Source organism: Bacillus sp. URHA0034, from assembly GCF_056280405.1.
The window spans coordinates 2,351,060-2,375,696 of record NZ_JBWCDK010000002.1 but is presented as its reverse complement, the minus strand read 5'-3'; the positions used below and the strand labels follow the sequence as shown (position 1 = coordinate 2,375,696).

The window sequence follows — 24,637 nt, the reverse complement described above, 5'->3', positions numbered from 1 at the left end:
GCTGGTTTTTTCATAGTTTTACACAGTATTATTAAACTGTATAATTCTGAAACATGCAGCCATTTAAATGAGATTGTCGATTTTTGGAAAGTTACGTATAATAGGTTTATCTATGCTGAGGGATCGGAGTTGTGATATGAGCAGATTATCCATCATTGCCTATTCAGTGGGAAGTTTGTTTTTCTTAATTAGTTGCTCATTTTCAATCTATTATGGCTACAAGGTAATTACTCATGATTTACCTAAAGAACAGAAAACAGTAGAAAAGTATAACTATCATTTTGTTCTAGTTCCAGAAGAGCTAGACAATGAATATTGGAAGCTTGTCGAAAAAGGGGCAAAAGATGCAGCCAATAAATATGGAGTTCTTCTTGAATATGCTGGTCCAAAGCAGGCAAACATTGAAGATCATGTAAAGACGATTGAAATGTCAGCTGCCTCCAAAGTAGATGGAATCATGACCCAAGGATTGAGTGATGAACAATTTACGCCGCTGATCGACCGAGTCGTGTCAAGCGGGATTCCTGTTGTTACCGTTGATACTGATGCAGCCAACAGCAGAAGAATGGCTTATATTGGAACCGATAATTATTATGCGGGTTATTTGGCAGGGAAAGCTTTGATAGCGGATACATTCGGGAAAGTAAATGTCGCTATCATTACAGGTAGTTTTTATGCGAACCATATGCAGCAGCGTGTCAAAGGGTTTGAAGATGCGGTTAAACCGGAACCTAGAATCAACATCGTCGCGGTGGAAGAATCAGAGATTAGCAGGGTAAAAGCGGCCGAAAAGGCCAATCAAATCCTGCAGGATCATCCGGAGGTGACAGCCTTTTTTGGTACAAGTGCCCTTGATGGAATTGAAATAGCCCATGTGGTCAAAAAATATCATAAACAAAAGCAGATTTATATCATTGGATTCGATACGCTCCCAGAAACAATTGATTTTATTCGTGAGGGCACCATCAGTGCAACGGTTGTTCAGGAGCCTTATCAAATGGGGTATGGAGCCGTTAAAATGATGATTGATCTTATTCAAGGAAAAAAGGTCCCGCCAGTCGTCCATACCGATACCCGGATCTTAAGAAAATCAGATCTGCCTGTGAGTAATCAGTTCCGAAAGGCGGTTGACCAATGATGCTATTTCGGATCCGTTCTAAACTGTTACTCTATTTTATTGTCCTTGTCGTATTACTGACCTCAGTTGGCACATTTTTTTATGATCGCAGTGAAAAACTAGTTTCTGAATACGATAATAGTTTTGAACGTTTTCTTTTACTGAATGATATTTCACAGAGAAGTAATCTCCTGACAGAAAAGCTGCATGCGTATATTTTAGATAAGGAAAAATCGTATTTTCATGACTATCGCAGTGAAAAACTAAAGTTAATTAAGGACCAGAAGAGACTGATTAAAGTGATGAACAGCAATGATGTGACCCTTACAAATTACAAAAATATGATTGACAGCTTCCTAGACGAGGGTGATGCTACCATCGGCACATTTGAGCAGGACCAGATTAATCAATACTCCAACCACTTTAACGAAGTCTTAAAAATTAACTCGTTTCTTCAGGAAAGTACACTTGCCTTATTGAATAATAAATTAACAGACTATCAAAAATTCTATGATCAAATGGAGCAGCAAAACCATTATTATAAGCTCCTGTCGATGTCCTTATTTGCGGCGGCCTTTTTCCTTAGCACTTTATTGGCATTATGGATTTCCGGAGGGATTACAAAGCCGATTAGTATGCTATCAAGTGCTGCTAAAGAAATAGCAACAGGTAACTTATCAGGTGATGATATTAAAATAACCACAAAGGATGAGCTTAAGCTTTTAACAGAGACATTTAATCAAATGCGTACAAATTTAAAAGTACTGGTTACCGAAATCAAACAACAAGGTGAACTCGATAAACTATTAAAAGAATTAGAGTTGAGAAGTCTGCAAAACCAAATCAATCCGCACTTTTTATTCAATACCCTCAATACTGTTTCAAAGATGGCTTACCTTGAAGAAGCAGAGGAGACGTCAAGGTTGATCGAAGCAGTTGCCGCATTATTACGCTACAATCTAAGTGATTTCGATAAGGTCTCAACCTTAAGGGATGAAGTAAGTATTGTGAAAGAGTATTTCTTTATTCAAAAAACAAGATTCGGTGATCGAATTGAATTTATTACGGATATTCAGGATGAATATTTGGATATGGAAATCCCGAGTTTAGTTCTCCAGCCATTAATTGAGAACGCCTTCATCCATGGCGTCGAAGGATATGAAGAAAATGGTGTGATCGAGCTCCATATTTATCGGGTGAATGATTGCATTAATGTAGAAGTAATCGACAACGGAGCGGGAATGGACCTGCGGACGAAAAAGAAACTGCTTAATTACGTCCATCAGCTGGAAGCGGAAGAAACCGTTGAAACGGCGAAACCCAAAGATCAATCCAATGGTATAGCAGTTAAAAATGTGATTAGAAGGTTGCAGCTTTTTTACCAAAGAAAAGATATTGTTGAAATAGAATCAGAACTAAACAATGGAACCATTTTCCGACTGACGATTCCTGTCGCAGCCAAAGGAGGAACCGAACTTGTTGAAAATTCTTATAGCAGATGATGAGGTACTCGAACGAAAAGCAGTAGCTAAAATAATTCAAAGCTCTAAAGAGGATGTCATGGTCATTGGGGAAGCACAGAACGGAAGAATTGCGATTGAAATGGCACAGGAACACCGGCCGGATATCGTTTTTATGGATATTAAAATGCCCGGTATTGACGGCGTTCAAGCGGTGAAGGAAATAAAAAAGTTCGATCAGGGTATTCGTTTTATCATGGTTTCAGCATTTAATACGTTTGAATATGCAAAGGAGGTCATGCAGCAAGGGGTTAAGGAATACATTCTCAAGCCGAGCAGTAAAAAGGATCTGCTTGAAAGCATGCAGCGGGTTGCAGATGAAATCCAGTCAGAACGAAAGCAAAAGGAAGAACAGCATAGTCTAAGAGCAAATCTGGATCGGGCCGTTTCCATAGCTCAAAAGGAATGGGTTACCTCCTTACTAATGAACCAGGTGCAGGATATATCATTTGATGAATGGAGTCAGCTCCTTGGTGTGGAAATTACCTCCGGATATATGATGTTATTTACATTAAAACCATCTTCTCAAGGGGAATTGTCCCTGTCAAAAAAAGAGAAATGGTACAGCTGGCTAAAGGGATCGCTCAAGTCCATTGTCGTCAAACATGAAATTATCGTGGGAGCGATGATGGACTGTCAGGTTCCAGTTTTATTTCTGTGCAAAAAGTCGGCGGAGAAAAACCATTTTAGGACTAATGCTGAAACCATCATCGACAACCTTTATCGCTTATTTAAACAAGAAAGCCTTGGTGCAGAAATGAAAATTGGCATTGGTCACCCCTATAACCATGCACATGAGCTCAATAAATCTTATCACGAGGCGGTCTTGGCACTCGAAGAGCTTTTAAAAATGCCAAACCGTAAATATTTATTCTGCAACAAGCAGGGGTCAGCTTTTGATGTTCCCTCTGACTCAGAGGTGATTGAAGTGGAGAAAAAACTGCTTGACAGTGTCAGACAAGGGGATGTCAATCAGGTGCTGTTAATCTTTGATTCCTTTGTTTCAAAAATTAACAGCAATACAGTAACAGCATCTTTTGTAAAAAAGTCGTTTGATGAGCTGTTTATATTCTCATTTCTCGAATGCTGCATGATTTAGGGATTAACTATGAACGGATTCCCAACATCGATGAATCCGTTGATATCCGGATGGTTTTGGAAACGGGCAAGTCGCACTTACTTGCAGTTGTCCAGCATGTACAGGTGTGGCGGAATAATCATGCTAAGGGGATGCTGCAAAAAGCAAAGGATTTTATAGAAACGCACTATGCAGATTCAATTACCCTAGAATCGGTCGCTGAATACGTCGAATTAAGTCCGTTTTATTTTAGCAAGCTCTTTAAAGATCGATTTGGACTGACCTTTATTGATTACTTAACGGAGATCAGGATCAAGAAAGCCAAAACGGAAATGCTGGACCCGGGAAAGAGCATGAAAGAAATCTGTTATTCGGTCGGCTACCGGGATCCTAACTACTTCAGCAGGGTATTTAAGAAACTGACAGGATTGTCTCCAAGTGAGTTCCGAAAGGCAACGGCCAATTAAGAAGATAATGTTCAGGACCAATTTCATGCGAAAATGGTCCTATTTTTTATTACGGATTTGTTTCAAAGATTGCAAAATAATCTAGGAAATCACAAATTAGTGCTATATGTAGCACCTATTGTAGCCGGTGTCACCATGATACTATATTTGCAAGGGCTTACATTAAGGCTGAATTAAGCTTCAAGTAAACAGCTTAATAGGGTCTTTATAAAAAGAAAAGGGAGTTTGATGAGTGTGAAGAAAAAAGGTTTGGTTCTATCATTAGCAGTTGCATCTAGTATTCTATTAGCAACAGGCTGCAGCAGCAGTTCGACAAGCGGATCTGGAGATTCTGGAAAGAAGGGCAGTGACCTTCCAGCTGTAGGAGCAACAATTTATAAGTTCGATGATAACTTCATGTCTTACGTGCGTCGTGCGATGGAAACGTCAGCAAAAGGAACGGTTAATTTAATGCTGAACGACTCACAGAACGACCAAGCAAAACAAATTGAGCAAGTAGATACGTTAATTGCTAAAGGTGCAAAATCGCTGGCAATCAACCTAGTAGATCCAAAAGCCGCACAAACCATTATAGACAAAGCAAAAGCTAAAGATATTCCTGTTATCTTCTTTAATAAAGAGCCGGACGAAAGCGTATTAAGCGGCTATGATAAAGCTTACTATGTAGGAACTACTTCTTCAGAATCAGGCGTTCTGCAAGGTCAATTAATCGCTAAAGCTTGGGAAGCTAACAAAGATAAGTGGGACAAAAACCATGATGGCAAGCTTCAATATGTATTATTAAAAGGTGAGCCAGGACACCCAGATGCGGAAGCTCGTACAAAATATGTAATTGACACCATTAAGTCTAAGGGTATCCAAGTGGATCAATTAGCAATGGATACAGCAATGTGGGATGCAACAAAAGCAACTGAAAAGATGGATGCTTGGGTTTCTAAGTACAACGATAAAATCGAATTTGTAATCGCTAACAACGATGGTATGGCATTAGGTGCAATTTCCTCGCTTGAAAAAGCAGGCTACTTCACTGGCGACAAGTTTGTACCAGTTGTAGGTGTTGACGCAATTCCGGAAGCTCTTGAAATGATCGAAAAAGGCAAAATGGTTGGTACAGTCTTGAATGACGCGAAGAACCAAGGAAAAGCAACAATTGACCTTGCAGCAAATGCAGCAAAAGGAAAAGATGTTTTAGATGGAACTGAGTGGAAGCTTGACGACAAGAAAGCAGTTCGTGTTCCTTATGTTGAAATCACGAAGGACAACATCCAAGTTGGTAAGGATGCTTATAAATAAGAAAAGCGGAAGCGACCGTTTAGCGGCGTATGAACTGGAGCGCTTTGACCGAGATAAAGGAAAATAGAAAAGCGGAAGTGCCTTGATCAGGTGCGACAGGCATAAGACGAGCCTTCTTGACGGATTGGCTTATGACCCCGAGCCCCTAGGCACTGTAGCTAGACAGCACGATGAGCAAATAGCGAATCGATGTTGACTTATCGTAGGACAAAGAGCGAAGGACACTAGCCGCTGGGAGCTGGATCTAGGCAAATAGAAAAGCGGAAAGCCTTAGTTCTTTTTTTCCTAGGCACTCGAGTTAGACAGTAAGAAGTAAACTATGAAAAGCGCCTGTCCGGGGGTTGGAGCCATCTTCCCCTTGGCGCTCTTCGAACGAAGGAAAAGATCATGCTTTTCCTTCGTTCGGAGACCTAAGCTTCCCTATTTGTGAAGCTGGAAACCGTGCAAATATTAAACTCAGATACTTTTTATTAAATAGATATGAGTTGGACTTGGAAGGATCACTCATACTTTTTAAATGGTTAAGTTAGGAGGTTCACTTATGACAGGATCTAGTACTACCTATCTACTTGAAATGCAGAATATCACAAAAAGATTTCCTGGAGTACTTGCATTAGACAATGTTAGCTTGAAAGTGAGGCCGGGATCGGTCCATGCCTTAATGGGAGAAAACGGTGCAGGAAAATCGACCTTGATGAAATGCTTATTCGGTATTTATTCGATGGATAATGGCAAAATCATCTTTAATGGAAGTGAGATTTCATTTGCCAATTCCAAGCAGGCGTTAGAAAACGGCGTTTCCATGGTGCACCAAGAATTGAACCAGGTCCGCCAGCAAAATGTTATGGATAATATATGGCTCGGCCGTTATCCGAAAAAAGGTATTTTCGTAGATGAAAAGAAAATGTATGAGGATACCGCAGCGATATTCAAAGGTTTAGATATAAATATCGACCCGCGCAGTAAGGTTAGTTCGTTATCTGTTTCTGAGATGCAAATGGTTGAAATTGCAAAGGCTGTATCTTATCATTCAAAAATTATCGTAATGGATGAGCCAACCTCATCCCTAACGGAGACGGAAGTAAATCACTTATTTAGAATTATTAAGCGGCTTCAAAGTGAGAATGTGGCGATCATTTATATCTCGCACAAGATGGAAGAAATCTTAAAGATTTCAGACGAAGTAACCATTATGCGGGATGGCCAGTACATTGCGACTAGAAGCGCAAATGACCTGACAACAGATGAAATCATTAAGCTAATGGTAGGCCGTGACCTATCGCAGCGCTTCCCAGCTAAAGAAAACAAGCCAGGAGATATTATTTTAAAGGTTTCTGATTTAACAGCGGAAACACAGCCATCTTTTGAAAATGTAAGCTTTGAACTGAAAAAGGGTGAAATACTCGGAATTGCCGGCTTGGTAGGTTCCAAACGGACAGAAGTAGTTGAAGCAATTTTTGGAATCAGGTCCTTAAAATCCGGAAAGATTGAGCTGAATGGCAAGGTGGTTAAGAATCAATCTCCGCAGCACGCCATTAAAAACGGCTTTGCCCTTGTAACGGAGGAAAGAAGATCCACCGGTATATTTTCCGATTTAAGCATCAGCTTTAACTCGATCATTTCAAACATGAAGCAGTATAAAACAAAGAGTGGATTCCTATCCAATAAGAAAGTAGCAGACGATACCCAATGGGTAATTGATTCGATGAAGGTAAAAACTCCATCACAGAAAACGTCAATTGGCAGTTTATCCGGCGGGAACCAGCAAAAGGTGATTATTGGGCGCTGGCTATTGACGAAGCCTGATATATTATTGCTCGATGAACCCACACGAGGTATTGATGTTGGGGCAAAATTCGAGATTTACCAATTAATCAACCAATTAGCAGCAGACGGAAAGGGAATTATCATGATCTCTTCCGAAATGCCGGAGCTGTTGGGTACGACAGATAGAATTCTAGTAATGAGTAATGGAAAAGCAGCTGGGATCGTTGATACGAAGACTACTTCTCAAGAAGAAATCATGCGATTAGCCGCATTGTATTAGGAGGCGACAAAAATGAGTACAGAAGCATTAAAAAAAGCGGGATTAAAAGAAGCAAAAGGATCGAAATCAGGTTTTTCAAAATGGATTGTTGATAATGTTATTTATTTAGTATTACTTCTACTAGTCGTTGGAATCGTTGTAGCATCTCCAGACTTCTTATCGATGACGAACTTAATTAATATTCTAAGTCAGGCGTCATCACGCGTTATTATTGCCCTTGGGGTAGCAGGTATTTTGATTCTGGCGGGTACGGACCTTTCTGCAGGCCGGATGGTCGGTCTGGCAGCGGTTGTTTCAGCCTCCATGCTTCAAGCAAGTGACTATGCTTATAAAATGTATCCACATTTACATGAATTACCACTATTTGTTCCAATTATTATTGCGATGTTAGCAACTGGTTTAATTTCTGCGATCAGTGGTGTGATTGTGGCAAAATTCCATGTGCCTCCATTCATTGCCACACTAGGTATGATGATTGTCGTTTATGGTACATCTTCCATCTATTTTGACCGTCCTCCATATGGTGCACAGCCGATTGGTGGTTTAAGTGAGAAGTTTACAACTTTTGCACAACGAGGAATTAAGCTTGGTCAATATGAATTCCCATATCTAATTTTCTATGCCATTATTGTATCGCTTATTATTTGGGTTATTTGGAATAAAACGCAGCTTGGTAAAAACATGTACGCGATCGGTGGAAATCCTGAGGCAGCAAAGGTTTCAGGGGTTAACGTAGCCAAGAATATCATTATCATTTATATGATTGCTGGTCTTCTATACGGCTTCACTGGCGTTCTTGAAGCAGGACGTGTAGGTAGTGCCACTAACAATACAGGTAACATGTACGAAATGGACGCGATTGCAGCCTGCGTAGTCGGCGGGGTATCATTGACTGGCGGGATAGGAACCGTTCCAGGGATCGTGACTGGAGTTCTTATTTTCCAAGTTATCAACTACGGATTAGCTTTCCTAGGTGTAAGCCCGTACATTCAATTTATCGTAAAAGGCTTAATCATTATCGTCGCAGTAGCCTTCGACATGCGCAAACACGCAAAGAAAAAATAAACACAAAACTAAACGGGCAGCATCCAACATGGAGAGCTGCCTTTTTGCTATCTTATTAAGAAAACGCAACCATCGTTGTTATTTAAATCATAGACCGTTCGATATTATAGAATACCTTTGGAAATAGGAAAAAGAAGCTATGGACAGAGATAAACTGTTTATAAGATGGGTTTTTTACAATTGATGTATTTGAAAAATAATATATTTCAGAAATATTCAAATTAACAAATAATATACTAGACGAATGAAAATAATTGTATTACAATACTAAATATCAATTAATTCAACGACTAAACACACTAAAACTATTAAACTACTAAATAATGGATGTTTATGTCAGAAAAATCAGATAAATAGATAAAGGGGATGTCATGATGAAGAAGAATTTTGCAAAGATGTTTATGGCTTCAACATTATTGGCTGGCGTATTAGCCGGATGTTCGGGAGCAAAAGATAGTGCTGGAGGCGGAGGAGATACCGTTAAATTCGGCGTAAACTTAGAACTTTCAGGTGGAGTTGCTTCTTATGGGGAGTCGCTTGCTTCAGGTATCAATCTTGCTGTTGATGAAATTAACAAAAAGGGCGGAGTCGACGGCAAGAAGATCGAGCTTGTTAAAGTGGACAATAAATCAGATGCAGCGGAAGCGACAAATGGTGCCATTAAGTTAACTAGCCAAGATAAAGTAACAGCTATTATCGGTGCGGCTACAAGCGGTGACACAGTTGCCCAAGCTGAAATCGCCGATAGCAATAAAACCGTTTTATTAACTCCATCAGGTACAGCTCCAAATGTAACGGTTACAGATAAAGGGAAATTAAACGAATTCGTATTCCGTACTTCTTTTATTGACCCATTCCAAGGAACAGTTGCAGCAAACTTTGCAGCGAAGGAATTAAAGGTTAAAAATGTTGCAATTTTTGCTGATAGTGCCAGTGACTATGCGAAAGGCTTGGCAGCGTCATTTAAAGAAACGTTTGAAAAAGCAGGCGGTAAGGTCGTTTCTGAAGAGGCATATGTTGGGAAGGATACAGACTTCCGTGCAACATTAACGCGTATCAAGTCTAAGAATCCTGAATTTATCTTTATTCCTGGATACTACGAAGAAGTTGGACTAATTGTAAAACAAGCCCGTGAGTTAGGAATTAATGTTCCATTAATGGGGGCAGATGGCTGGGATTCACCGAAATTAGTAGAATTAGCTGGTGCCGACGCGTTAAACAACACCTATATTACAAATCACTATTCATCTGAAGATCCAGACAAAAAGATCCAAACGTTTGTATCTGCCTATAAAGAAAAGAACAAGGGAGAATCACCGAATGCTTTCAACGCCCTTGGCTATGATTCTGTCTATCTATTAGCAGATGCGATTAAGAGTGCGGGAAGTACTGACCCTAGCAAAATTAAGGCAGCTTTAGAGAAAACTAAAGATCTTTCACTTGTAACCGGTGTGGTAACGATTGACAAAAATCACAATCCGATTAAATCTGCAACAGTTTTAGAATATAAAGACGGTAAGCAAGTATTTAATACAAAGGTTGCTCCGGAATAAATCTGAGGTTTCCCTCGAAATATGATTTTCTACAAAGACTTTTTCACTTCTATGGTGAAAGAGTCTTTTTTACTTGGTGGGAGATTATAAATTTATCTATGTGAATTAGTATTACGAGTAATCTACGTCCAGCTCCAGCGCCCAGCGCCTAGTGTACTTGGCACACTTCTTGCATATTAAATTAGCGTAACCATATTTACTTCGCTTTTAATTTTCAGGAGGTGCTTTTGAAGTGAATAAAATGATTTCAAGGGAAGAAGTGTCATCCCTTTTTGCCGATGGAATGACCATTATGGCTGGGGGATTTATGGGGGTTGGGACACCTCAGGAGCTTGTTACAGCAATGCTTGAAACGAATGTAAAGGGCATTACCTTAATTGCTAATGACACCGCTTTCCTAGAAACGGGTGTAGGACCTTTAATAGTAAATAAACGGGTGAAAAAGGTGATCGCCTCACATATTGGAACAAATCCGGAGACCGGCCGGCAAATGATTGCTGGTGAAATGGAAGTAGAGCTAGTTCCACAAGGAACCTTGGCTGAACGTGTCCGTGCCGGTGGTTCAGGGTTAGGGGGAGTGCTAACTCCTACTGGAGTGGGAACCGTTGTCGAGGAAGGAAAAGAAAAGTTTACAGTCGACGGTCGGGAATATTTGCTTGAAAAACCCCTTCGTGCTGAAGTTGCTTTGTTAAAGGCTTTTAAAGCCGATAAGGCCGGAAATTTGATTTATCACCGCTCGGCCAGGAACTTTAACCCGTTGATGGCCTTGTCTGCTGACACCGTTATTGTCCAAGTGGAGCAGCTTGTAGAAGTAGGAGAAATCGATCCAGATGAAGTCATGACACCTGGAATCCTCGTCGATAAAATTTATGTTCAAGGAGGTCGTCCATCATGAAGACTACACTCGTCAATCCAAAACAAATCATCGCTGCACGCGTGGCAAAGGAATTGAAGGATGGTGATGTAGTAAACCTGGGCATCGGTCTGCCAACCATGGTGCCAAACTACTTGCCTGAAGGTGTTAATTTGATTTTACAATCGGAAAATGGCTATGTGGGTCTTGGACCTCTAGAGGGCGATATTGATCCAGACTTAGTTAATGCCGGTGGCCAGCCAGCTGGTATTATTCGCGGCGGTGCCTTCTTTGATAGCCTGTTTTCCTTCGAATTAATTCGCGGTGGTCATGTCGATGTTACCGTCCTGGGCGGACTTGAAGCAGATGCAAAAGGAAATCTTGCCAACTGGATGGTTCCAGGAAAAATGGTTCCGGGAATGGGTGGGGCAATGGACCTTGTTACTGGCGCTAAAAAGGTTATTGTCGCAATGGAACATACGGCCAAGAATGGTTCGTCTAAAATTCTCGAACAATGCCGCCTTCCTTTGACTGGTAAAGGGGTAGTTGACCTAATTGTAACGGAATTGGCTGTTTTTCGTGTAACAGCGGATGGCTTGGTTCTTGAAGAACTTCAAGACGGTGTCGATCTAGAGACAGTAAAGGAAAAGACAGAAGCTGCTTTTATCGTTAGTCCTGTTATAAGATAAATCCTTCTTGGCTCCAAAAAGAAGCGCGGCAGTACTTTAGAAAGTGATTGATAATGTCAAGTTTGTAATTTTAAAAGAAAAATAGATAAGAGCAGGCAGAGGGAGGAAAATATTTATGCGTGAGGTAATTATCGTTAGTGCTGTACGGACAGCAATTGGCAGTTTCATGGGGACATTAAGCAATACAACAGCAACCGAATTAGGGGCCATTGTGATTAAAGAAGCCATAAACCGCGCCGGAATTAGCGGAGATCAAGTGGATGAAGTCATTATGGGAAATGTTCTGCAAGCAGGTCTTGGCCAGGGTCCTGCACGTCAAGCCGCACTCAAGGCTGGTTTGCCAATTGAGGTTTCAGCTATGGCGATCAACAAACTGTGCGGTTCCGGTCTAAAAGCAGTCCATTTGGCAGCCCAAGCTATCCAAACTGGTGAAGCTGAAGTTGTCGTTGCTGGCGGCATGGAAAATATGAGTCTTGCACCATACTTGCTGATGGATGGACGAACAGGCTACCGCATGGGTGATGGCAAAATTCTCGATAGTATGATTCAAGATGGACTGCAATGTGCTATTAACTCGTATCATATGGGCGTAACCGCTGAAAACATTGCCGAACAGTATGACCTCAGCCGCGAAGAGCAAGATGAGTTTGCGGCCTGGAGCCAGCAAAAGGCAGAAGCAGCCATCAAAGACAGCCAATTTAAAGATGAGATTGTCCCTGTTGTCATTCCGCAGCGTAAGGGAGAGCCTGTAGTTTTTGATACAGATGAATTCCCGCGCTCAGGGGTGACAGCTGAAAAATTAGCAAAATTAAAGCCTGCTTTTAAAAAGGACGGTACGGTGACAGCTGGCAATGCCTCCGGGATCAATGACGGCGCGGCAGCACTAGTACTAATGAGCAGAGAAAAGGCAGAAGAGCTGGGAATTAAGCCAATGGCTGTCATCCGCGGCAATGGGACCTCAGGGGTGGATCCAAAAATAATGGGAATTGGCCCTGTGCCCGCATCTAAGAAGGCACTAGCAAAAGCAGCTCTTTCCATAAATGAGATGGATTTAGTGGAAGCGAACGAAGCATTTGCAGCTCAATCCCTTGCTGTAGGCCGGGACTTGGAGATTCCAAAAGAAAAATTAAACGTTAACGGCGGTGCGGTTGCCTTAGGCCACCCAATCGGTGCAAGCGGTGCCCGCGTGTTAGTTAGCCTGCTTCACGAAATGAAACGAAGAGAATCCCGTTACGGACTAGCCACACTATGTATTGGCGGTGGTCAAGGAATTGCTACCGTAGTAGAAATGGAGAAATAACATTGTTTCCGCAAATACGGAAAATTCCGTTTTTGCAGAAACGCTTTCAATCACTTTTCCGGAATTACGGAATCGTTCCAGATATGATTAGTTCATTTAAATATAAATAAAAATTGGCATAATTCTTGCAAATAAATAGGTGTAAGTTTTTAAATGGAAGCGCTTAACATTTGGGGAAGGTAAACGAGGAAACTTACAAAAACAATTTAGGGGGATTTACATGGAATTATTTGTTATTTTACTGGCGCTCGGGCTGTTGATTTTCGTAGCCTACCGTGGGTTTTCCGTTATTTTATTCGCGCCATTATGTGCACTTCTTGCTGTATTACTAATTGATCCAAGCCATGTTTTACCTTTCTTTTCCGGGGTATTCATGGAGAAAATGGTTGGCTTCATTAAATCCTATTTTGCCGTTTTCTTATTAGGGGCGATTTTTGGAAAAGTAGTTGAAATGTCAGGGATTGCAGAATCTATCGCTAAAACGATTGTCCGTTTACTTGGAGCAAAACGTGCGATGCTGTCGATTGTTTTATTAGGAGCTATTTTAACGTATAGCGGCGTAAGTTTATTCGTAGCCGTTTTTGCCATTTATCCATTTGCAGCACAAATGTTTAGACAAGCGAATATTCCTAAAAGGCTTATTCCTGGGACGATTGCTCTTGGTGCCTTTACCTTCACCATGGACGCTTTACCGGGAACACCACAAATACAAAACGTAATCCCAATTAACTTTTTTAAAACAGATATTTATGCGGCACCGACTCTAGGAATCATTGGAGCTATTTTTGTTTTAGTTCTAGGACTCGTATATCTTGAATCAAGAAGAAGGAAGGCAGAAAAAGCAGGAGAGGGCTATTATGGCTTTGGTGCTGAAAACGCGGCTGCCGCTGAAAAATTAGAAGCAAATGAAGCAGCTGCTCCAGATTTAACCTCTCAACAATCCGTTCTAAAACAAATTTTAGCGTTTGTTCCACTCATTCTAGTGGGAGTGACGAATAAATTATTTATAACATATATTCCGAAATGGTATCCAAATGGCTTTGATTTTTCAACAATTGGCTTGAAGGCCTACACTGTCGATGTTACGGCAATGGCGGCGATTTGGGCTATTATTATGGCATTGGTTGTTGGGATTATTTCTTCGCTTTTTTATGATTGGAAACGAGTCACGAAAAACTTTAAAGAAGGGCTTAACACCGCAATTGGCGGATCCCTGCTGGCAACGATGAACACAGGTGCTGAGTATGGTTTCGGCGGAATCATCGCCGCACTGCCTGGTTTTGCAAAAATTAGTGATGGTATTTCCGGTACCTTCATGAATCCGCTTGTAAACGGGGCAGTCACAACAAGTACACTTGCCGGTATGACAGGTTCAGCCTCCGGAGGAATGGGGATTGCCTTAGGAGCTATGGCTGATAAGTATAACCAGGCGATTGCCGCAGCCAATATTCCACCAGAAGTCATGCACCGCGTGGTTGCAATGGCATCTGGCGGGATGGATACATTGCCGCACAACGGTGCAGTTATTACCCTGCTTGCAGTAACAGGCTTAACACACAAACAATCATATAAAGATATTTTTGCCGTTACGGTGATTAAAACATTAGCGGTATTCTTTGTGATCGCACTATATACCATCTTTGGAATCATCTAAGAAAAAAGATTACTAGACAATTAGGAGGCCGACATAAATGAGCAAGTTACTAGAAGGAAAGACAGCATTCATTACAGGGTCAGCGAGCGGGATTGGCTTAAGTATTGCCAAGGCTTTCGCTCATGAAGGAGCAAAGGTTGTCATTTCCGATTTAAATGCAGAAAAAAGTGAACAGGAGGCAGCTGAATTAAGGGACCAGGGATTTGAAGCCATTGCTGCTCCATGTGATGTCACAAACGAGGAAGCTTTTAAGAATAGTATCCAACAAGCCTATAAAACTTTTGGCCGTCTTGATATCTTAGTTAATAATGCCGGTATGCAGTATGTTTCACCAATTGAGGAGTTCCCAACGGAAAAGTTTGAACTCTTGGTTAAAATCATGTTAACAGCACCCTTCATCGGTATTAAAAACGTCTTCCCCATTATGAAGGAGCAGGGCTTTGGAAGAGTAATTAATATGGCATCTATTAATGGAGTGATTGGCTTTGCTGGAAAGGCTGCTTATAATAGTGCGAAACATGGCGTCATCGGATTAACAAAGGTTGCAGCGTTGGAAGGCGCAGAGTGCGGAATCACGGTCAATGCCCTTTGCCCAGGATATGTTGATACACCACTGGTAAGAAATCAATTAGCAGACCTTGCTTCAACAAGAAATGTCAGCTTAGACAGTGTAATCGATGAAGTGCTTTTACCGCTTGTTCCACAAAAAAGACTTTTATCCGTAACAGAAATTGCCGATTATGCAGTGTTTTTAGCAAGTGATAAAGGAAGAGGAATTACCGGCCAAGCCGTGATTTTAGATGGCGGCTATACCGCACAATAAATTTTTGAATCCTATTCGATGACGGATAGGATTCTTTGTTGCAGGGGAAAAACTTCTAATCTATTTAACATCAATCATCCTTTGTTATAATAAGTATATCCAGCATTGGAAAGGTGTGAATCTATGAACAGTAAAATGGAAGCGATTCCAGTTGATTGGCATGAACAGATTATCAATCTATTAGCGGAAAGAATTGTCGTGACCGACCGAGAAGGAAGGATTATCTATATAAATGAAGCCTACTGTGAGTTTTTGGGGACAACTGTTGAAGAGGCGGTCAACCGCCCTGTCCAGGATGTAATTGAAAACACAAGGATGCACATTGTCGCAAAAACAGGCATAAAAGAGCTCGCTGCCCTGCATCCCATTAATGGCAGTGAAATGATTGCGAACCGATACCCTTTAATCGTCGATGGGAAACTTGTAGGTGCCCTCGGGACCGTTATGTTTCGCAGTCCCGATGAATGGCGGATGTATAAAACGAAGATTCAGCATTTAGTGGAAGAATTAAAATATTATAAAACTAAAATAGACAAAGAGTTAAAGAGTAAATACTATTTTCACGATTTAATTGGCAGAAGTCAGCCCTTTCTTGCGGCGAAAAAATTGGCGGAGCGAATTTCTGCAAGCGACTCTTCTGTTCTTTTAATAGGGGAATCCGGCACAGGAAAGGAATTGTTTGCCCATGCCATCCACAACCACAGCCTCCGTTCTTCACTGCCGTTTGTAGCAATCAACTGTGCTTCTATACCTGAACATCTCTTGGAATCGGAATTATTCGGATATGAGGATGGCGCGTTTACGGGAGCAAAAAAGGGTGGGAAAAAGGGTCAATTTGAACTTGCTCATAACGGAACTCTTTTTCTCGATGAAATCGGTGATATGCCGCTGTCGATGCAAAGTAAACTGTTAAGAGTTTTACAGGAAAAAGAAGTACAGCGGGTCGGCGGACAAAAATCAATTCCTGTCGATGTCCGGATCGTTGCGGCTACACACCGTGATCTTGAAAAAATGGTCGAGGAAGGGAAATTCCGACGTGACTTATATTACCGCTTGAATGTTATAAAAATTGAAATCCCCCCGTTGAATAAAAGGAAAGAGGATATTAAGTTAATTTCGGTAAGTTTGTTAAAAAAACTGGAGCGAAAATTTTTCCGAACAGGAATAGAAATTTCGAAAGAAGTGGAACAGAGACTGATGGAGCACTCATGGCCAGGGAACATTCGTGAGCTTGAAAATGTGCTGGAGCGAGCCATTAATGTCCTTGATGGACAAACGATTGAAGTGTTCCATCTTCCTTTATATTTAAGAGAACTAGAGTGGCAGAGTACTACCCAGATGATTAGTCCCGTGTGTAATGCAAAAACTGCTGAAAAAATGCTTCCGTTAAAGGAAAGGATGGCTCAAGTGGAAAAAGAAGCGATTTTGAATGCGCTGACTATGACCAATGGGAATAAGCAGGAAGCTGCTAGATTGTTGGAGATAGGCAAAACTAGGTTTTACGAGAAATGTAAGTTATATGATATAAAATAACTTAGCCTCTCTCATTGATAAAAATGCTAGGATGAAAGTTCTGTAAAATGTCGTTTCCATATAGTAATAGAATTAGCTCTGGTTTAAGATTAGAGAGAAATTGTAAATTTGAAAAAGTTTGGGTGGGAGTTCGATGGTTCTTTTAGACTATATTATTAATCTCTCGATTTTTTCTCTATTGGTAAGTACACCGTTGGTAATCGGTTCATTCATTCATCATAAGCCCATCAAAAACTTGCGATATTGGGTAGGGGTATACGGGGGAATTGTTTCGGTTGTCTTGATCAAGTTATCCTTTCAACAGCAGGGCTATTCTTACGATATTCGCTATGCCCCATTAATTTTGGTATTTGTCTACTTCGGCCCCTTACCTGGAATTATTACGGGTATTTTTGCATTAATGACGAGATTATTTGAAAGTGGTCAATGGACTACGGCAATCGTCGGCTGGACGGCTATTATTATTATTTTATCTATTATTCATTTTGTAACAAAACGACTTTCTCATGTGAAAAGAAGCGTTATTTTTTTCGCAGCTTATGTGGCTATTTATATCATCATTGTGCCCATCATTTTTCACGCTTTTAGAGATAAGCCTTTATTTCATTTTCAATATTTATTGTTTGTCATGCTGGGCGTGATTATTGGCGTATTACTGATTGAATCCCATGAGAAGCTGTTCCGGCTAAATCGTGGTTTGTCAAATATGTATAAGCTGGTGGAAGCGAGTGAATCCAAATACCGGCTGATTGCAGAAAATACATCTGACCTGATTATGTTGATGGATAAGGAACACGCTATCTGTTACCTTTCTCCTTCTCATGAACATGTATTAGGCTATCCATGCTCTGAATTAGAGAAACATAAGTGTTTCAGGTTAATTCATCCTGATGATAAACCGATGTTTCTTGATTCGATTAAAAGAATGTTTGAATATAATGAGTCCCAATCGATAGAAATTAGAATAAAACATATGGATGGACACTGGATTGAATTTGAGTCTAAGTGTATGCCTGTTAAGGGCCAAAGAGATACAGTTGAAAATATTGTCATCATCAGCAGGGATATATCAGAGCGGAAAAAATCTGAGGAAATTCTCTTGCAGTCAGAAAAGCTGTCGATTGTCGGGGAACTGGCAGCAGGGGTAGCCCATGAGATCCGGAATCCACTGACAACCATAAAAGGCTTTGTTCAGTTGTATAAAGCCGAAAATAGTTCGGCCGTATATAATGACTTGCTCCTAAGTGAACTGGAGCGGATTGAATCCATCACAAGTGAGCTTCTCTCGCTAGGAAAACCGCAAGCCGTGAAGTTGGACCAAGTAAATGTAGGAGAGTTACTAGTAAATACGGTTGAGTTACTATCCCCTCAAGCGAATATGAATAATATTCAGTTTGACTTAAAGATTGCCGGGGGGCCATTTATGATTAAAGGGGAGAAGAATCAACTAAAACAGGTGTTTTTAAATGTGTTAAAGAATGCCATAGAAGCTATGCCTGTTGGCGGTGATATCCACATTAGAATGAGGGATAATGAAGCGAATGATTGTATGATATCGGTTCAGGACCATGGCTTAGGCATCCCTGAGGAATTGCTCCCGCGTTTAGGAGAGCCGTTTTACAGCCTAAAAGAAAAAGGTACTGGCCTTGGTGTCATGATTTGCCACAAAATCCTAAAACAACACAACGGAAGTATTACCTATACCAGCCAACTAAACAAAGGAACCAAAGTAGAAATCAAACTCCCACTAGCAAGTTGAAATTAGTTATATAGGTGACAGGCACCACCCGTGGACAATGTCCACGGGTGGTGCCTGTCACCTTTTCTTATGTTTGCAAGCTAAGGTTGTGGTATATAATGACCAACTTGGCATATTAATTTACTATCAAACGTTTGATGAATGGTAACGCAGTAGATTCAGATGAAGGTAATTCCGAGTTGACTGATAGGAAAGTTGGATTTTCTATAAGGAAACAGGGGAGGAATAAGATGGATACGTTTCTGATCATTATAAATGTTGCTGTTTTACTATTGCTTATGTTTGGGTTATTTATGATGCAGAAAAAGCATGTGTCGTTTTCAAAACGAGTCTTCACGGCTTTGGGTTTAGGAATTATTTTTGGTTATCTCATTCATTTGATTTATGGGACCACTCATGAAGTGACCACCAAATCCATTGATTGGTTTAACATTGTGGGAATCGGATATATAAAACTGCTCCAAATGGTTGTGATGCCGCTTGTCTTTATTTCAATTGTCGGAGCGTTCACAAAACTCAAATTGACGAAAAATATAGGAAAGATCAGTTTTCTGGTGATCGGAATCCTGCTTGGAACAACAGCTATTGCTGCAGCGATTGGGATTGGCTCGGCATTAGGCTTTGGCCTTGATGGCGTCCAGCTTACTCAAGGGGATGCTGAAAAGGCACGAAATGATCAATTAGCGGAAAGAGCAGCAGGAATTGAAAACATGACCCTGCCGCAACAAATCATTGAATTAGTTCCAAGTAATCCATTTCAAGATTTAACAGGTGCGCGGGCTACCTCTACGATCGCGGTTGTGATCTTTGCAGCTTTTATTGGGATTGCCTACCTAGGGGTTAAAAGGAAGGAGCCTGGACCTGCTGAGTTTTTCGCGAAGATTATTGATACCCTCTATTCGGTTATCATGAGAGTTGTCACCATCATCTTGCGCCTGACCCCTTATGGAATTCTAGCCATTATCACAAAGGTGACGGCAACAAGTGATTACGAGGCAATCGCAAAACTAGAGAAGTTTGTTATTGCCTCTTATGTTGCACTGATTATCATGTTCGTTGTACATTTACTCTTCTTATCATTGGCGAAATTAAATCCATTCAGATATGTGAAGAAGGGACTCCCAACCTTAACCTTTGCCTTCACTTCGCGAACAAGTGCAGGAACATTGCCAATGACTATTAAAACACAAACCAAGGACCTTGGTGTTTCAGAAGGAATTGCCAATTTTGCAGGATCATTTGGTTTAACGATTGGACAGAATGGCTGTGCGGGCATTTATCCAGCCATGTTAGCGGTGATGGTGGCGCCAAGTGCAGGGATTGACCCAACAAGCCTATCCTTTATCGTGACTCTTATCCTGGTTGTGGCTATTAGCTCATTTGGCGTGGCCGGCGTTGGCGGCGGAGCAACGTTTGCTGCCTTAATTGTCTTATCAGTCATGAACCTTCCTATCGCAATCGTCGGTCTTCTCATTTCAGTCGAGCCTCTGATTGACATGGGGCGTACAGCACTAAATGTTAGTGGAGCGATGACAGCAGGTGTTCTGACAAGCAAAGCCACAGGAGAATTCGACGAAAACACCTACGCACAACCAGATATCGTAGAAGCCTAATACTGGTGACAGGCACCGCACGTTGTCCTCTTAGAATGGACAGTGTCTTTATGCGGTGCCTGTCACCATTTTTAACCTATATATCCTACAAACATAACAAACAAAAGCACAATATCCCTGTAATGGAACCAAGTACACCTCCAGCAAGGATATCGGAAGGATAATGAAGCCCTAAGTAAATCCTGGATATCCCCACACACGTTCCTAAAGGAATCAGTAAAAATGCAAGCTGTGGAATAGATAGGATATAGGGAGTTATAACGGAAAAAATAGCCGTTGTATGCCCTGATGGAAATGAATGATCTTGTAAAGGATTGGCAGGAAACTTGGTGCTTTCTATCATCAAGTAAGGTCTTTTTCTTGGAAACAGCTGTTTCATGACATGGACAGGGATATGGCTTGTCGATAATGCCAGAGCACTGCTAATGGCGGTTAACCTAGGTTCACCTGAAGAGATTACAATAAGAAGAAAGGCAGCGGCAATGGTGATGTCTGCCCCTCCAAACTGTGTGAGAATTCGGAAAAATAGATTTAAAAGCTTTTTATCATAATGGCGATTCACTCGTTGAAATAACCGGCATTCAAATCCATAAACTGCATCGATTATTTTCATCATGAACAGTCCCCTCCAACAGGTTACTTAGCAATGTCAGGTCGCCACGCTTTGAGAAAGTGAGGGCCTATCTCTTTGTCCAGACCAATTCCATATGCTACTTCCTCTATATTAGCCCCGACATTATCACAAAAACCTGCCATTTCATTCATGAAACGAACTTTGGCTGCTAAAAAGGCATTGAAAGCATATTTAATAATTTCGGCACTTCGGATATCCGTTTTGTAAATCGGGATTTGCAGCGGTTGGTAAAACTGCTCCATAACCGCTGCCGCTTTGGGGTCACTGGTGCCAATCACAATACGGTGTCCATGAAAAAAGTCAATAATCGCTGTGCCTTCACGAAGAAATTCAGGATTAGCAACTACTTCTGCTCGAAGGTTGGGAGGTTTTCTGCTGTCAATGATTTCTTGAATGAGTTCGTTTGTACCCAATGGAACAGTACCTTTAGTGCAAATAATCACGTCCTGCTCGATATAATGGGCGATCGTATGGGCAGCCACGTGAATGTACTTTAGATCTGCTGAACCGTCGTGTTTTTCCGGTGTACCAACAGCAATGAAAATAAGTTCAGCTTTTGAGTATGCAGCATCCGGGTTTATCGTAAATTTTAGCTGCTTGTTATGTAAGTTCTTTTCTAATAGAGACTCTAACCCAGGCTCAATGAAGGGGGAGCGTCCTCTCTGCAGCATATCAATTTTCTCTTTTTGAACGTCAACGCATGTCACCACATGTCCAAGCTCCGCTAAACAAGCACTAGTAACCAATCCTACAAAACCTGCTCCAGCAACCGTAACCTTCATCCAATCCCTCCAATAATTTGTTTACTTTATTGTATTAGCGAATGATGGATTTTTTATAAATCTAGTGTAAAGAGAGTGTTAAGACTGTGTTAGTTTTAATAATGGGTATGAATACACTTAATTAAAAATATTTGAATTCAAGATAAAAATAGGTTATACTTAAGACGTTCAAATAAATAATAAGTGAAATGAAATTAAACCATATTAGGCATAGAATGATTGCGATATTTTTGTATTAATAGGAAAAGGATGGGATGAACATGGAACAGTTTCATCAGGAACCAAACATTTATGTTGGTGAGGTTAATATAAAAGTAAAAAATCTCGCTTATTCTGTTACGTTTTATCAAAATATTATCGGTCTTCAACTATTGGAACGAAGTGAAAGGAAAGCTGTTTTGACTGCTGACGGTCAAACTCCGCTGTTAACCTTGGAAGAGCCAGCAGATGTCATTCCGAAGCAAGAACGCTTGTCGGGATTGTATCATTTTGCCATATTACTGCCATCTCGTGCCGACCTAGGGGACTTTTTACGGCACTTAATTTTAACGGGGTACCCGCTTGGGGCTGCTGATCATTATGTAAGTGAGGCATTATATCTGAATGATCCTGATGGGAATGGGATTGAAGTTTATCGGGACCGGCCTTCTTCTGATTGGGCATGGAAAAATGGTTTAGTTGATATGGCCACTGAACAGTTGGATGCAGAAGGTATTTTAGCTGAGAGTGATACTGAATGGAAAGGCCTTCCGTCTGGAACCATTATGGGGCATATACATCTACATGTAGGTGATTTAGAAAAAACAAAAGAATTCTACACAAAAGGAATTGGCTTTGAGGTTGTAAGTTATTACCCGCAAGCAGTATTTCTTTCGTCCGGCAGGTATCACCATCATGTTGCCATCAATACGTGGCAGGGAGCAGGAGCTCCAACGCCGCCGAAAAATAGCGTTGGTTTAAATTGGTATTCAATTGTCTTCCCAAATCAGGAGGCAAGAAAAAAAGTCTTGGAACAACTAGAGCAAATTGGTGCTCCTTTAAGGAATGAAGGAAACTTTTATGTCACTAGTGATCCAGCAGGGAACCAAATTCGTCTCGTCATATAAAGAAAATATCCCTGCTTCGCTGCTATAGAGCAATGAGCGGGGATATTTCCTCCGTTTAAGATATGTCTCTTATGAGAAAAACCCTAACGCATATTTAATGCCTTCTTCTACTTCATTTGTTTCATAGCCTTGTAAATCTTCATGAGTGATTTCTAATTTTGTTCTTGCTAAAGAGTATCCGCTGTCTAAATTTACATCCAGCAGGACCTCATACCCATTCTCAGTTTGAGTAATTTGAATAATGTCATAATCGCGAATCGCAGTACCCGTATCATACTCAAGCGGCTCTAATTCAGACATAATATAACCTCCTATTCATCCTTCAAACAAGATTATTTTCCGCTAAACCCCAAAAATAATTCCATGCTTTCACCGGTGCCTGTCACCATTAACAAGTCGGTGGAGTTAAAAAAGGTGACAGGCACCGATTAAAGGTTTTTGTTGAGAGTGTGACGAATGATGAAAGGGGAAGTCTATTCAGTATTAGTGTATATTTTATAAAGGTTGTGATCTTTGTGTGCTTGATTCTATTTTCATATCGAATTCATAAGGAGTATCCACTAATTGTTGCGGCAAATCGTGATGAATTTTATCGACGGCCAACCGCTCCCGCGCACTTTTGGGAGGATTATCCTGACATTCTGGCAGGGCGAGATCTAGAAAAAATGGGCACGTGGATGGGAGTGACCACTAGCGGGCGCTTTGCGGCATTGACAAATTACCGTAATCCAAACGAAGCAACAGAGGGAAAACGCTCACGTGGAGAATTAGTGGCGGATGCCTTGAAATATAAAGGGAATATAGAAGAATATATGCAGCATCTTGCAGCACATAATCACATGTATCCCGGTTATAACTTATTGGCAGGGGATGAGCACGATTTATATTATTATTCTAATGTCGGCCAGAAACTGGAAAAATTAAAGCCTGGTATATATGGGGTGAGTAATCATTTATTAAATAGCAGCTGGCCGAAGGTAGAAAAAGGGAGGGAAGGTTTGGCACGAATAATAAGTGAGAAAAACGATGGGATGGCAGAAGCGTTGTTTGCCCTGCTGCAAAATGCAGATCCCGCCCCGGATGAGACTCTTCCAAATACAGGGGTTTCATTGGAATGGGAACGGCTGCTTTCACCGTTGTTTATTGAGAGTGAGCATTATGGAACGAGGAGTTCGACGGTGATGTTCATGACAGAGGACAAGCTTCATTACGTGGAAAGAGTTTTTACCAAGAATCGTGTAAATGACCTGGAATATACGATTGATTGGTGTGAAAAAGAAAACTAATCAAACGTTTGATTAGTAAAACTATGGTGGAAGGGTAGAATCCTAACATTGAAAAACCTGAAGAGGAACCACTTTATTATAAAGGTTCCCTCTTCAGGCTTTTTGCGGTTTAATTATTCTCAAACCCCAATTACATTCAATGACTGGCGTAATCCTTCTAGCGCAAATCCTCGTACATATCTAAAAACAAATATAGCGATAATTGGTGAAATATCAATAGGCCCGAGTGGAGGGATGAGACGCCTAAAGAAGCCTAAATATGGTTCGACGAGTTTAGAAATCCATATCCCCAACTTTGTAGATTGGAACTGTGGAAACCAGGAACCGAAAATCGATATTAAGATAAGCCAATAATAAATTTCAAAAGCATACTGTCCAATTTGCAAAATGTATAATCCCAATTTATATCTCCCCGTCAATTAGAGTTTATTGTAGGTAAAACTTCGTATAGATACATATATATAC

At 40.9% G+C, this 24,637-nt stretch carries 22 protein-coding genes; 18 read left to right on the top strand and 4 right to left on the bottom strand.

The annotated features are described in order from the left end of the window. Window positions 1–136: 136 nt before the first annotated feature. From ACZ9EE_RS13495 to ACZ9EE_RS13420, 16 genes are all read left to right on the top strand, one after another. On the top strand, window positions 137–1,138 hold the full coding sequence (locus ACZ9EE_RS13495; protein WP_476027810.1) for a sugar-binding protein: 1,002 nt from the start codon (window positions 137–139) through the stop codon (window positions 1,136–1,138). Next, window positions 1,135–2,619, top strand: coding sequence for a sensor histidine kinase (locus ACZ9EE_RS13490; RefSeq protein ID WP_476027808.1), 1,485 nt, complete (start codon window positions 1,135–1,137; stop codon window positions 2,617–2,619). Before ACZ9EE_RS13495 ends, ACZ9EE_RS13490 begins: the two co-directional genes overlap by 4 nt. Beyond that, entirely contained in the window at window positions 2,594–3,736 is a 1,143-nt protein-coding gene (locus ACZ9EE_RS13485; RefSeq protein ID WP_476027806.1) for a response regulator, read from the top strand. The genes ACZ9EE_RS13490 and ACZ9EE_RS13485 overlap by 26 nt, the downstream gene beginning before the upstream one ends. Then, entirely contained in the window at window positions 3,721–4,182 is a 462-nt protein-coding gene (locus ACZ9EE_RS13480; protein ID WP_476027803.1) for a helix-turn-helix transcriptional regulator, read from the top strand. The genes ACZ9EE_RS13485 and ACZ9EE_RS13480 overlap by 16 nt, the downstream gene beginning before the upstream one ends. Window positions 4,183–4,410: 228 nt before the next feature. Next, a complete protein-coding gene (gene mglB / locus ACZ9EE_RS13475) occupies window positions 4,411–5,475 on the top strand; it encodes a galactose/glucose ABC transporter substrate-binding protein MglB (RefSeq protein ID WP_476027801.1) in 1,065 nt (354 codons plus the stop codon). Between the two features lie 541 nt (window positions 5,476–6,016). Next, window positions 6,017–7,522, top strand: a complete 1,506-nt coding sequence (gene mglA / locus ACZ9EE_RS13470; RefSeq protein ID WP_476027799.1) for a galactose/methyl galactoside ABC transporter ATP-binding protein MglA — start codon at window positions 6,017–6,019, stop codon at window positions 7,520–7,522. Window positions 7,523–7,534: 12 nt separating this feature from the next. Further along, window positions 7,535–8,587, top strand: a complete 1,053-nt coding sequence (gene mglC, locus ACZ9EE_RS13465; RefSeq protein WP_476027797.1) for a galactose/methyl galactoside ABC transporter permease MglC — start codon at window positions 7,535–7,537, stop codon at window positions 8,585–8,587. A 371-nt stretch (window positions 8,588–8,958) separates the two neighbouring features. Continuing rightward, a complete protein-coding gene (locus ACZ9EE_RS13460) occupies window positions 8,959–10,140 on the top strand; it encodes an ABC transporter substrate-binding protein (RefSeq protein ID WP_476027795.1) in 1,182 nt (393 codons plus the stop codon). A gap of 241 nt (window positions 10,141–10,381) precedes the next feature. Then, window positions 10,382–11,035, top strand: a complete 654-nt coding sequence (gene atoD / locus ACZ9EE_RS13455) for an acetate CoA-transferase subunit alpha (RefSeq protein ID WP_476032949.1) — start codon at window positions 10,382–10,384, stop codon at window positions 11,033–11,035. Next, window positions 11,032–11,682: a 3-oxoacid CoA-transferase subunit B gene (locus tag ACZ9EE_RS13450; protein WP_476027793.1), complete on the top strand. Its 651-nt coding sequence runs from the start codon at window positions 11,032–11,034 to the stop codon at window positions 11,680–11,682. Before atoD ends, ACZ9EE_RS13450 begins: the two co-directional genes overlap by 4 nt. A gap of 115 nt (window positions 11,683–11,797) precedes the next feature. After that, complete coding sequence (locus tag ACZ9EE_RS13445) at window positions 11,798–12,982, top strand: acetyl-CoA C-acetyltransferase (RefSeq protein WP_476027791.1); 1,185 nt, start codon at window positions 11,798–11,800, stop codon at window positions 12,980–12,982. A gap of 220 nt (window positions 12,983–13,202) precedes the next feature. Continuing rightward, window positions 13,203–14,636, top strand: a complete 1,434-nt coding sequence (locus tag ACZ9EE_RS13440) for a GntP family permease (RefSeq protein WP_476027789.1) — start codon at window positions 13,203–13,205, stop codon at window positions 14,634–14,636. Window positions 14,637–14,673: 37 nt separating this feature from the next. After that, window positions 14,674–15,459, top strand: coding sequence for a 3-hydroxybutyrate dehydrogenase (locus ACZ9EE_RS13435; RefSeq protein ID WP_476027787.1), 786 nt, complete (start codon window positions 14,674–14,676; stop codon window positions 15,457–15,459). Window positions 15,460–15,582: 123 nt separating this feature from the next. Further along, window positions 15,583–16,992: a sigma-54 interaction domain-containing protein gene (locus ACZ9EE_RS13430; protein WP_476027785.1), complete on the top strand. Its 1,410-nt coding sequence runs from the start codon at window positions 15,583–15,585 to the stop codon at window positions 16,990–16,992. Between the two features lie 133 nt (window positions 16,993–17,125). Continuing rightward, entirely contained in the window at window positions 17,126–18,751 is a 1,626-nt protein-coding gene (locus ACZ9EE_RS13425) for an ATP-binding protein (protein WP_476027783.1), read from the top strand. A 230-nt stretch (window positions 18,752–18,981) separates the two neighbouring features. Continuing rightward, window positions 18,982–20,364 carry an L-cystine transporter gene (locus ACZ9EE_RS13420; protein WP_476027781.1) on the top strand — a complete coding sequence of 461 codons (1,383 nt, stop codon included), beginning with the start codon at window positions 18,982–18,984 and terminating at the stop codon, window positions 20,362–20,364. An 85-nt stretch (window positions 20,365–20,449) separates the two neighbouring features. On the opposite strand, the gene ACZ9EE_RS13415 is transcribed toward ACZ9EE_RS13420, so the two are convergent. Together ACZ9EE_RS13415 and ACZ9EE_RS13410 are read right to left on the bottom strand one after the other, a co-directional pair. After that, window positions 20,450–20,980, bottom strand: coding sequence for a phosphatase PAP2 family protein (locus tag ACZ9EE_RS13415; protein ID WP_476027779.1), 531 nt, complete (start codon window positions 20,978–20,980; stop codon window positions 20,450–20,452). Window positions 20,981–21,000: 20 nt separating this feature from the next. Then, window positions 21,001–21,780, bottom strand: a complete 780-nt coding sequence (locus tag ACZ9EE_RS13410; protein ID WP_476027777.1) for a nucleotide sugar dehydrogenase — start codon at window positions 21,778–21,780, stop codon at window positions 21,001–21,003. Window positions 21,781–22,040: 260 nt separating this feature from the next. Between ACZ9EE_RS13410 and ACZ9EE_RS13405 the strand changes: the two genes are divergently transcribed. Then, window positions 22,041–22,886, top strand: a complete 846-nt coding sequence (locus tag ACZ9EE_RS13405; RefSeq protein WP_476027775.1) for a VOC family protein — start codon at window positions 22,041–22,043, stop codon at window positions 22,884–22,886. A 69-nt stretch (window positions 22,887–22,955) separates the two neighbouring features. Here the strand turns inward: ACZ9EE_RS13405 and ACZ9EE_RS13400 are convergent, their stop codons facing one another. After that, a complete protein-coding gene (locus ACZ9EE_RS13400; protein WP_476027773.1) occupies window positions 22,956–23,186 on the bottom strand; it encodes a hypothetical protein in 231 nt (76 codons plus the stop codon). 149 nt (window positions 23,187–23,335) lie between these two features. Between ACZ9EE_RS13400 and ACZ9EE_RS13395 the strand changes: the two genes are divergently transcribed. Next, window positions 23,336–24,172, top strand: coding sequence for an NRDE family protein (locus ACZ9EE_RS13395; protein ID WP_476027771.1), 837 nt, complete (start codon window positions 23,336–23,338; stop codon window positions 24,170–24,172). 119 nt (window positions 24,173–24,291) lie between these two features. Here ACZ9EE_RS13395 and ACZ9EE_RS13390 read toward each other — a convergent pair whose 3' ends face one another. Continuing rightward, on the bottom strand, window positions 24,292–24,573 hold the full coding sequence (locus tag ACZ9EE_RS13390) for a YggT family protein (protein WP_476027769.1): 282 nt from the start codon (window positions 24,571–24,573) through the stop codon (window positions 24,292–24,294). Between the last annotated feature and the right edge of the window lie 64 nt (window positions 24,574–24,637).

Bases quoted from the DNA above. Each gene is read 5' to 3' on its own strand.
- ACZ9EE_RS13435 (WP_476027787.1), top strand. From the start codon at position 14,674: ATGAGCAAGTTACTAGAAGGAAAGACAGCATTCATTACAGGGTCAGCG.
- ACZ9EE_RS13450 (WP_476027793.1), top strand. From the start codon at position 11,032: ATGAAGACTACACTCGTCAATCCAAAACAAATCATCGCTGCACGCGTG.
- ACZ9EE_RS13430 (WP_476027785.1), top strand. From the start codon at position 15,583: ATGAACAGTAAAATGGAAGCGATTCCAGTTGATTGGCATGAACAGATT.
- ACZ9EE_RS13495 (WP_476027810.1), top strand. From the start codon at position 137: ATGAGCAGATTATCCATCATTGCCTATTCAGTGGGAAGTTTGTTTTTC.
- ACZ9EE_RS13420 (WP_476027781.1), top strand. From the start codon at position 18,982: ATGGATACGTTTCTGATCATTATAAATGTTGCTGTTTTACTATTGCTT.
- ACZ9EE_RS13405 (WP_476027775.1), top strand. From the start codon at position 22,041: ATGGAACAGTTTCATCAGGAACCAAACATTTATGTTGGTGAGGTTAAT.
- ACZ9EE_RS13490 (WP_476027808.1), top strand. From the start codon at position 1,135: ATGATGCTATTTCGGATCCGTTCTAAACTGTTACTCTATTTTATTGTC.
- mglC (WP_476027797.1), top strand. From the start codon at position 7,535: ATGAGTACAGAAGCATTAAAAAAAGCGGGATTAAAAGAAGCAAAAGGA.
- ACZ9EE_RS13425 (WP_476027783.1), top strand. From the start codon at position 17,126: ATGGTTCTTTTAGACTATATTATTAATCTCTCGATTTTTTCTCTATTG.
- mglB (WP_476027801.1), top strand. From the start codon at position 4,411: ATGAGTGTGAAGAAAAAAGGTTTGGTTCTATCATTAGCAGTTGCATCT.
- mglA (WP_476027799.1), top strand. From the start codon at position 6,017: ATGACAGGATCTAGTACTACCTATCTACTTGAAATGCAGAATATCACA.
- ACZ9EE_RS13410 (WP_476027777.1), bottom strand. From the start codon at position 21,780: ATGAAGGTTACGGTTGCTGGAGCAGGTTTTGTAGGATTGGTTACTAGT.
- ACZ9EE_RS13480 (WP_476027803.1), top strand. From the start codon at position 3,721: ATGCTGCATGATTTAGGGATTAACTATGAACGGATTCCCAACATCGAT.
- ACZ9EE_RS13460 (WP_476027795.1), top strand. From the start codon at position 8,959: ATGATGAAGAAGAATTTTGCAAAGATGTTTATGGCTTCAACATTATTG.
- ACZ9EE_RS13445 (WP_476027791.1), top strand. From the start codon at position 11,798: ATGCGTGAGGTAATTATCGTTAGTGCTGTACGGACAGCAATTGGCAGT.
- ACZ9EE_RS13440 (WP_476027789.1), top strand. From the start codon at position 13,203: ATGGAATTATTTGTTATTTTACTGGCGCTCGGGCTGTTGATTTTCGTA.
- atoD (WP_476032949.1), top strand. From the start codon at position 10,382: ATGATTTCAAGGGAAGAAGTGTCATCCCTTTTTGCCGATGGAATGACC.
- ACZ9EE_RS13400 (WP_476027773.1), bottom strand. From the start codon at position 23,186: ATGTCTGAATTAGAGCCGCTTGAGTATGATACGGGTACTGCGATTCGC.
- ACZ9EE_RS13415 (WP_476027779.1), bottom strand. From the start codon at position 20,980: ATGATGAAAATAATCGATGCAGTTTATGGATTTGAATGCCGGTTATTT.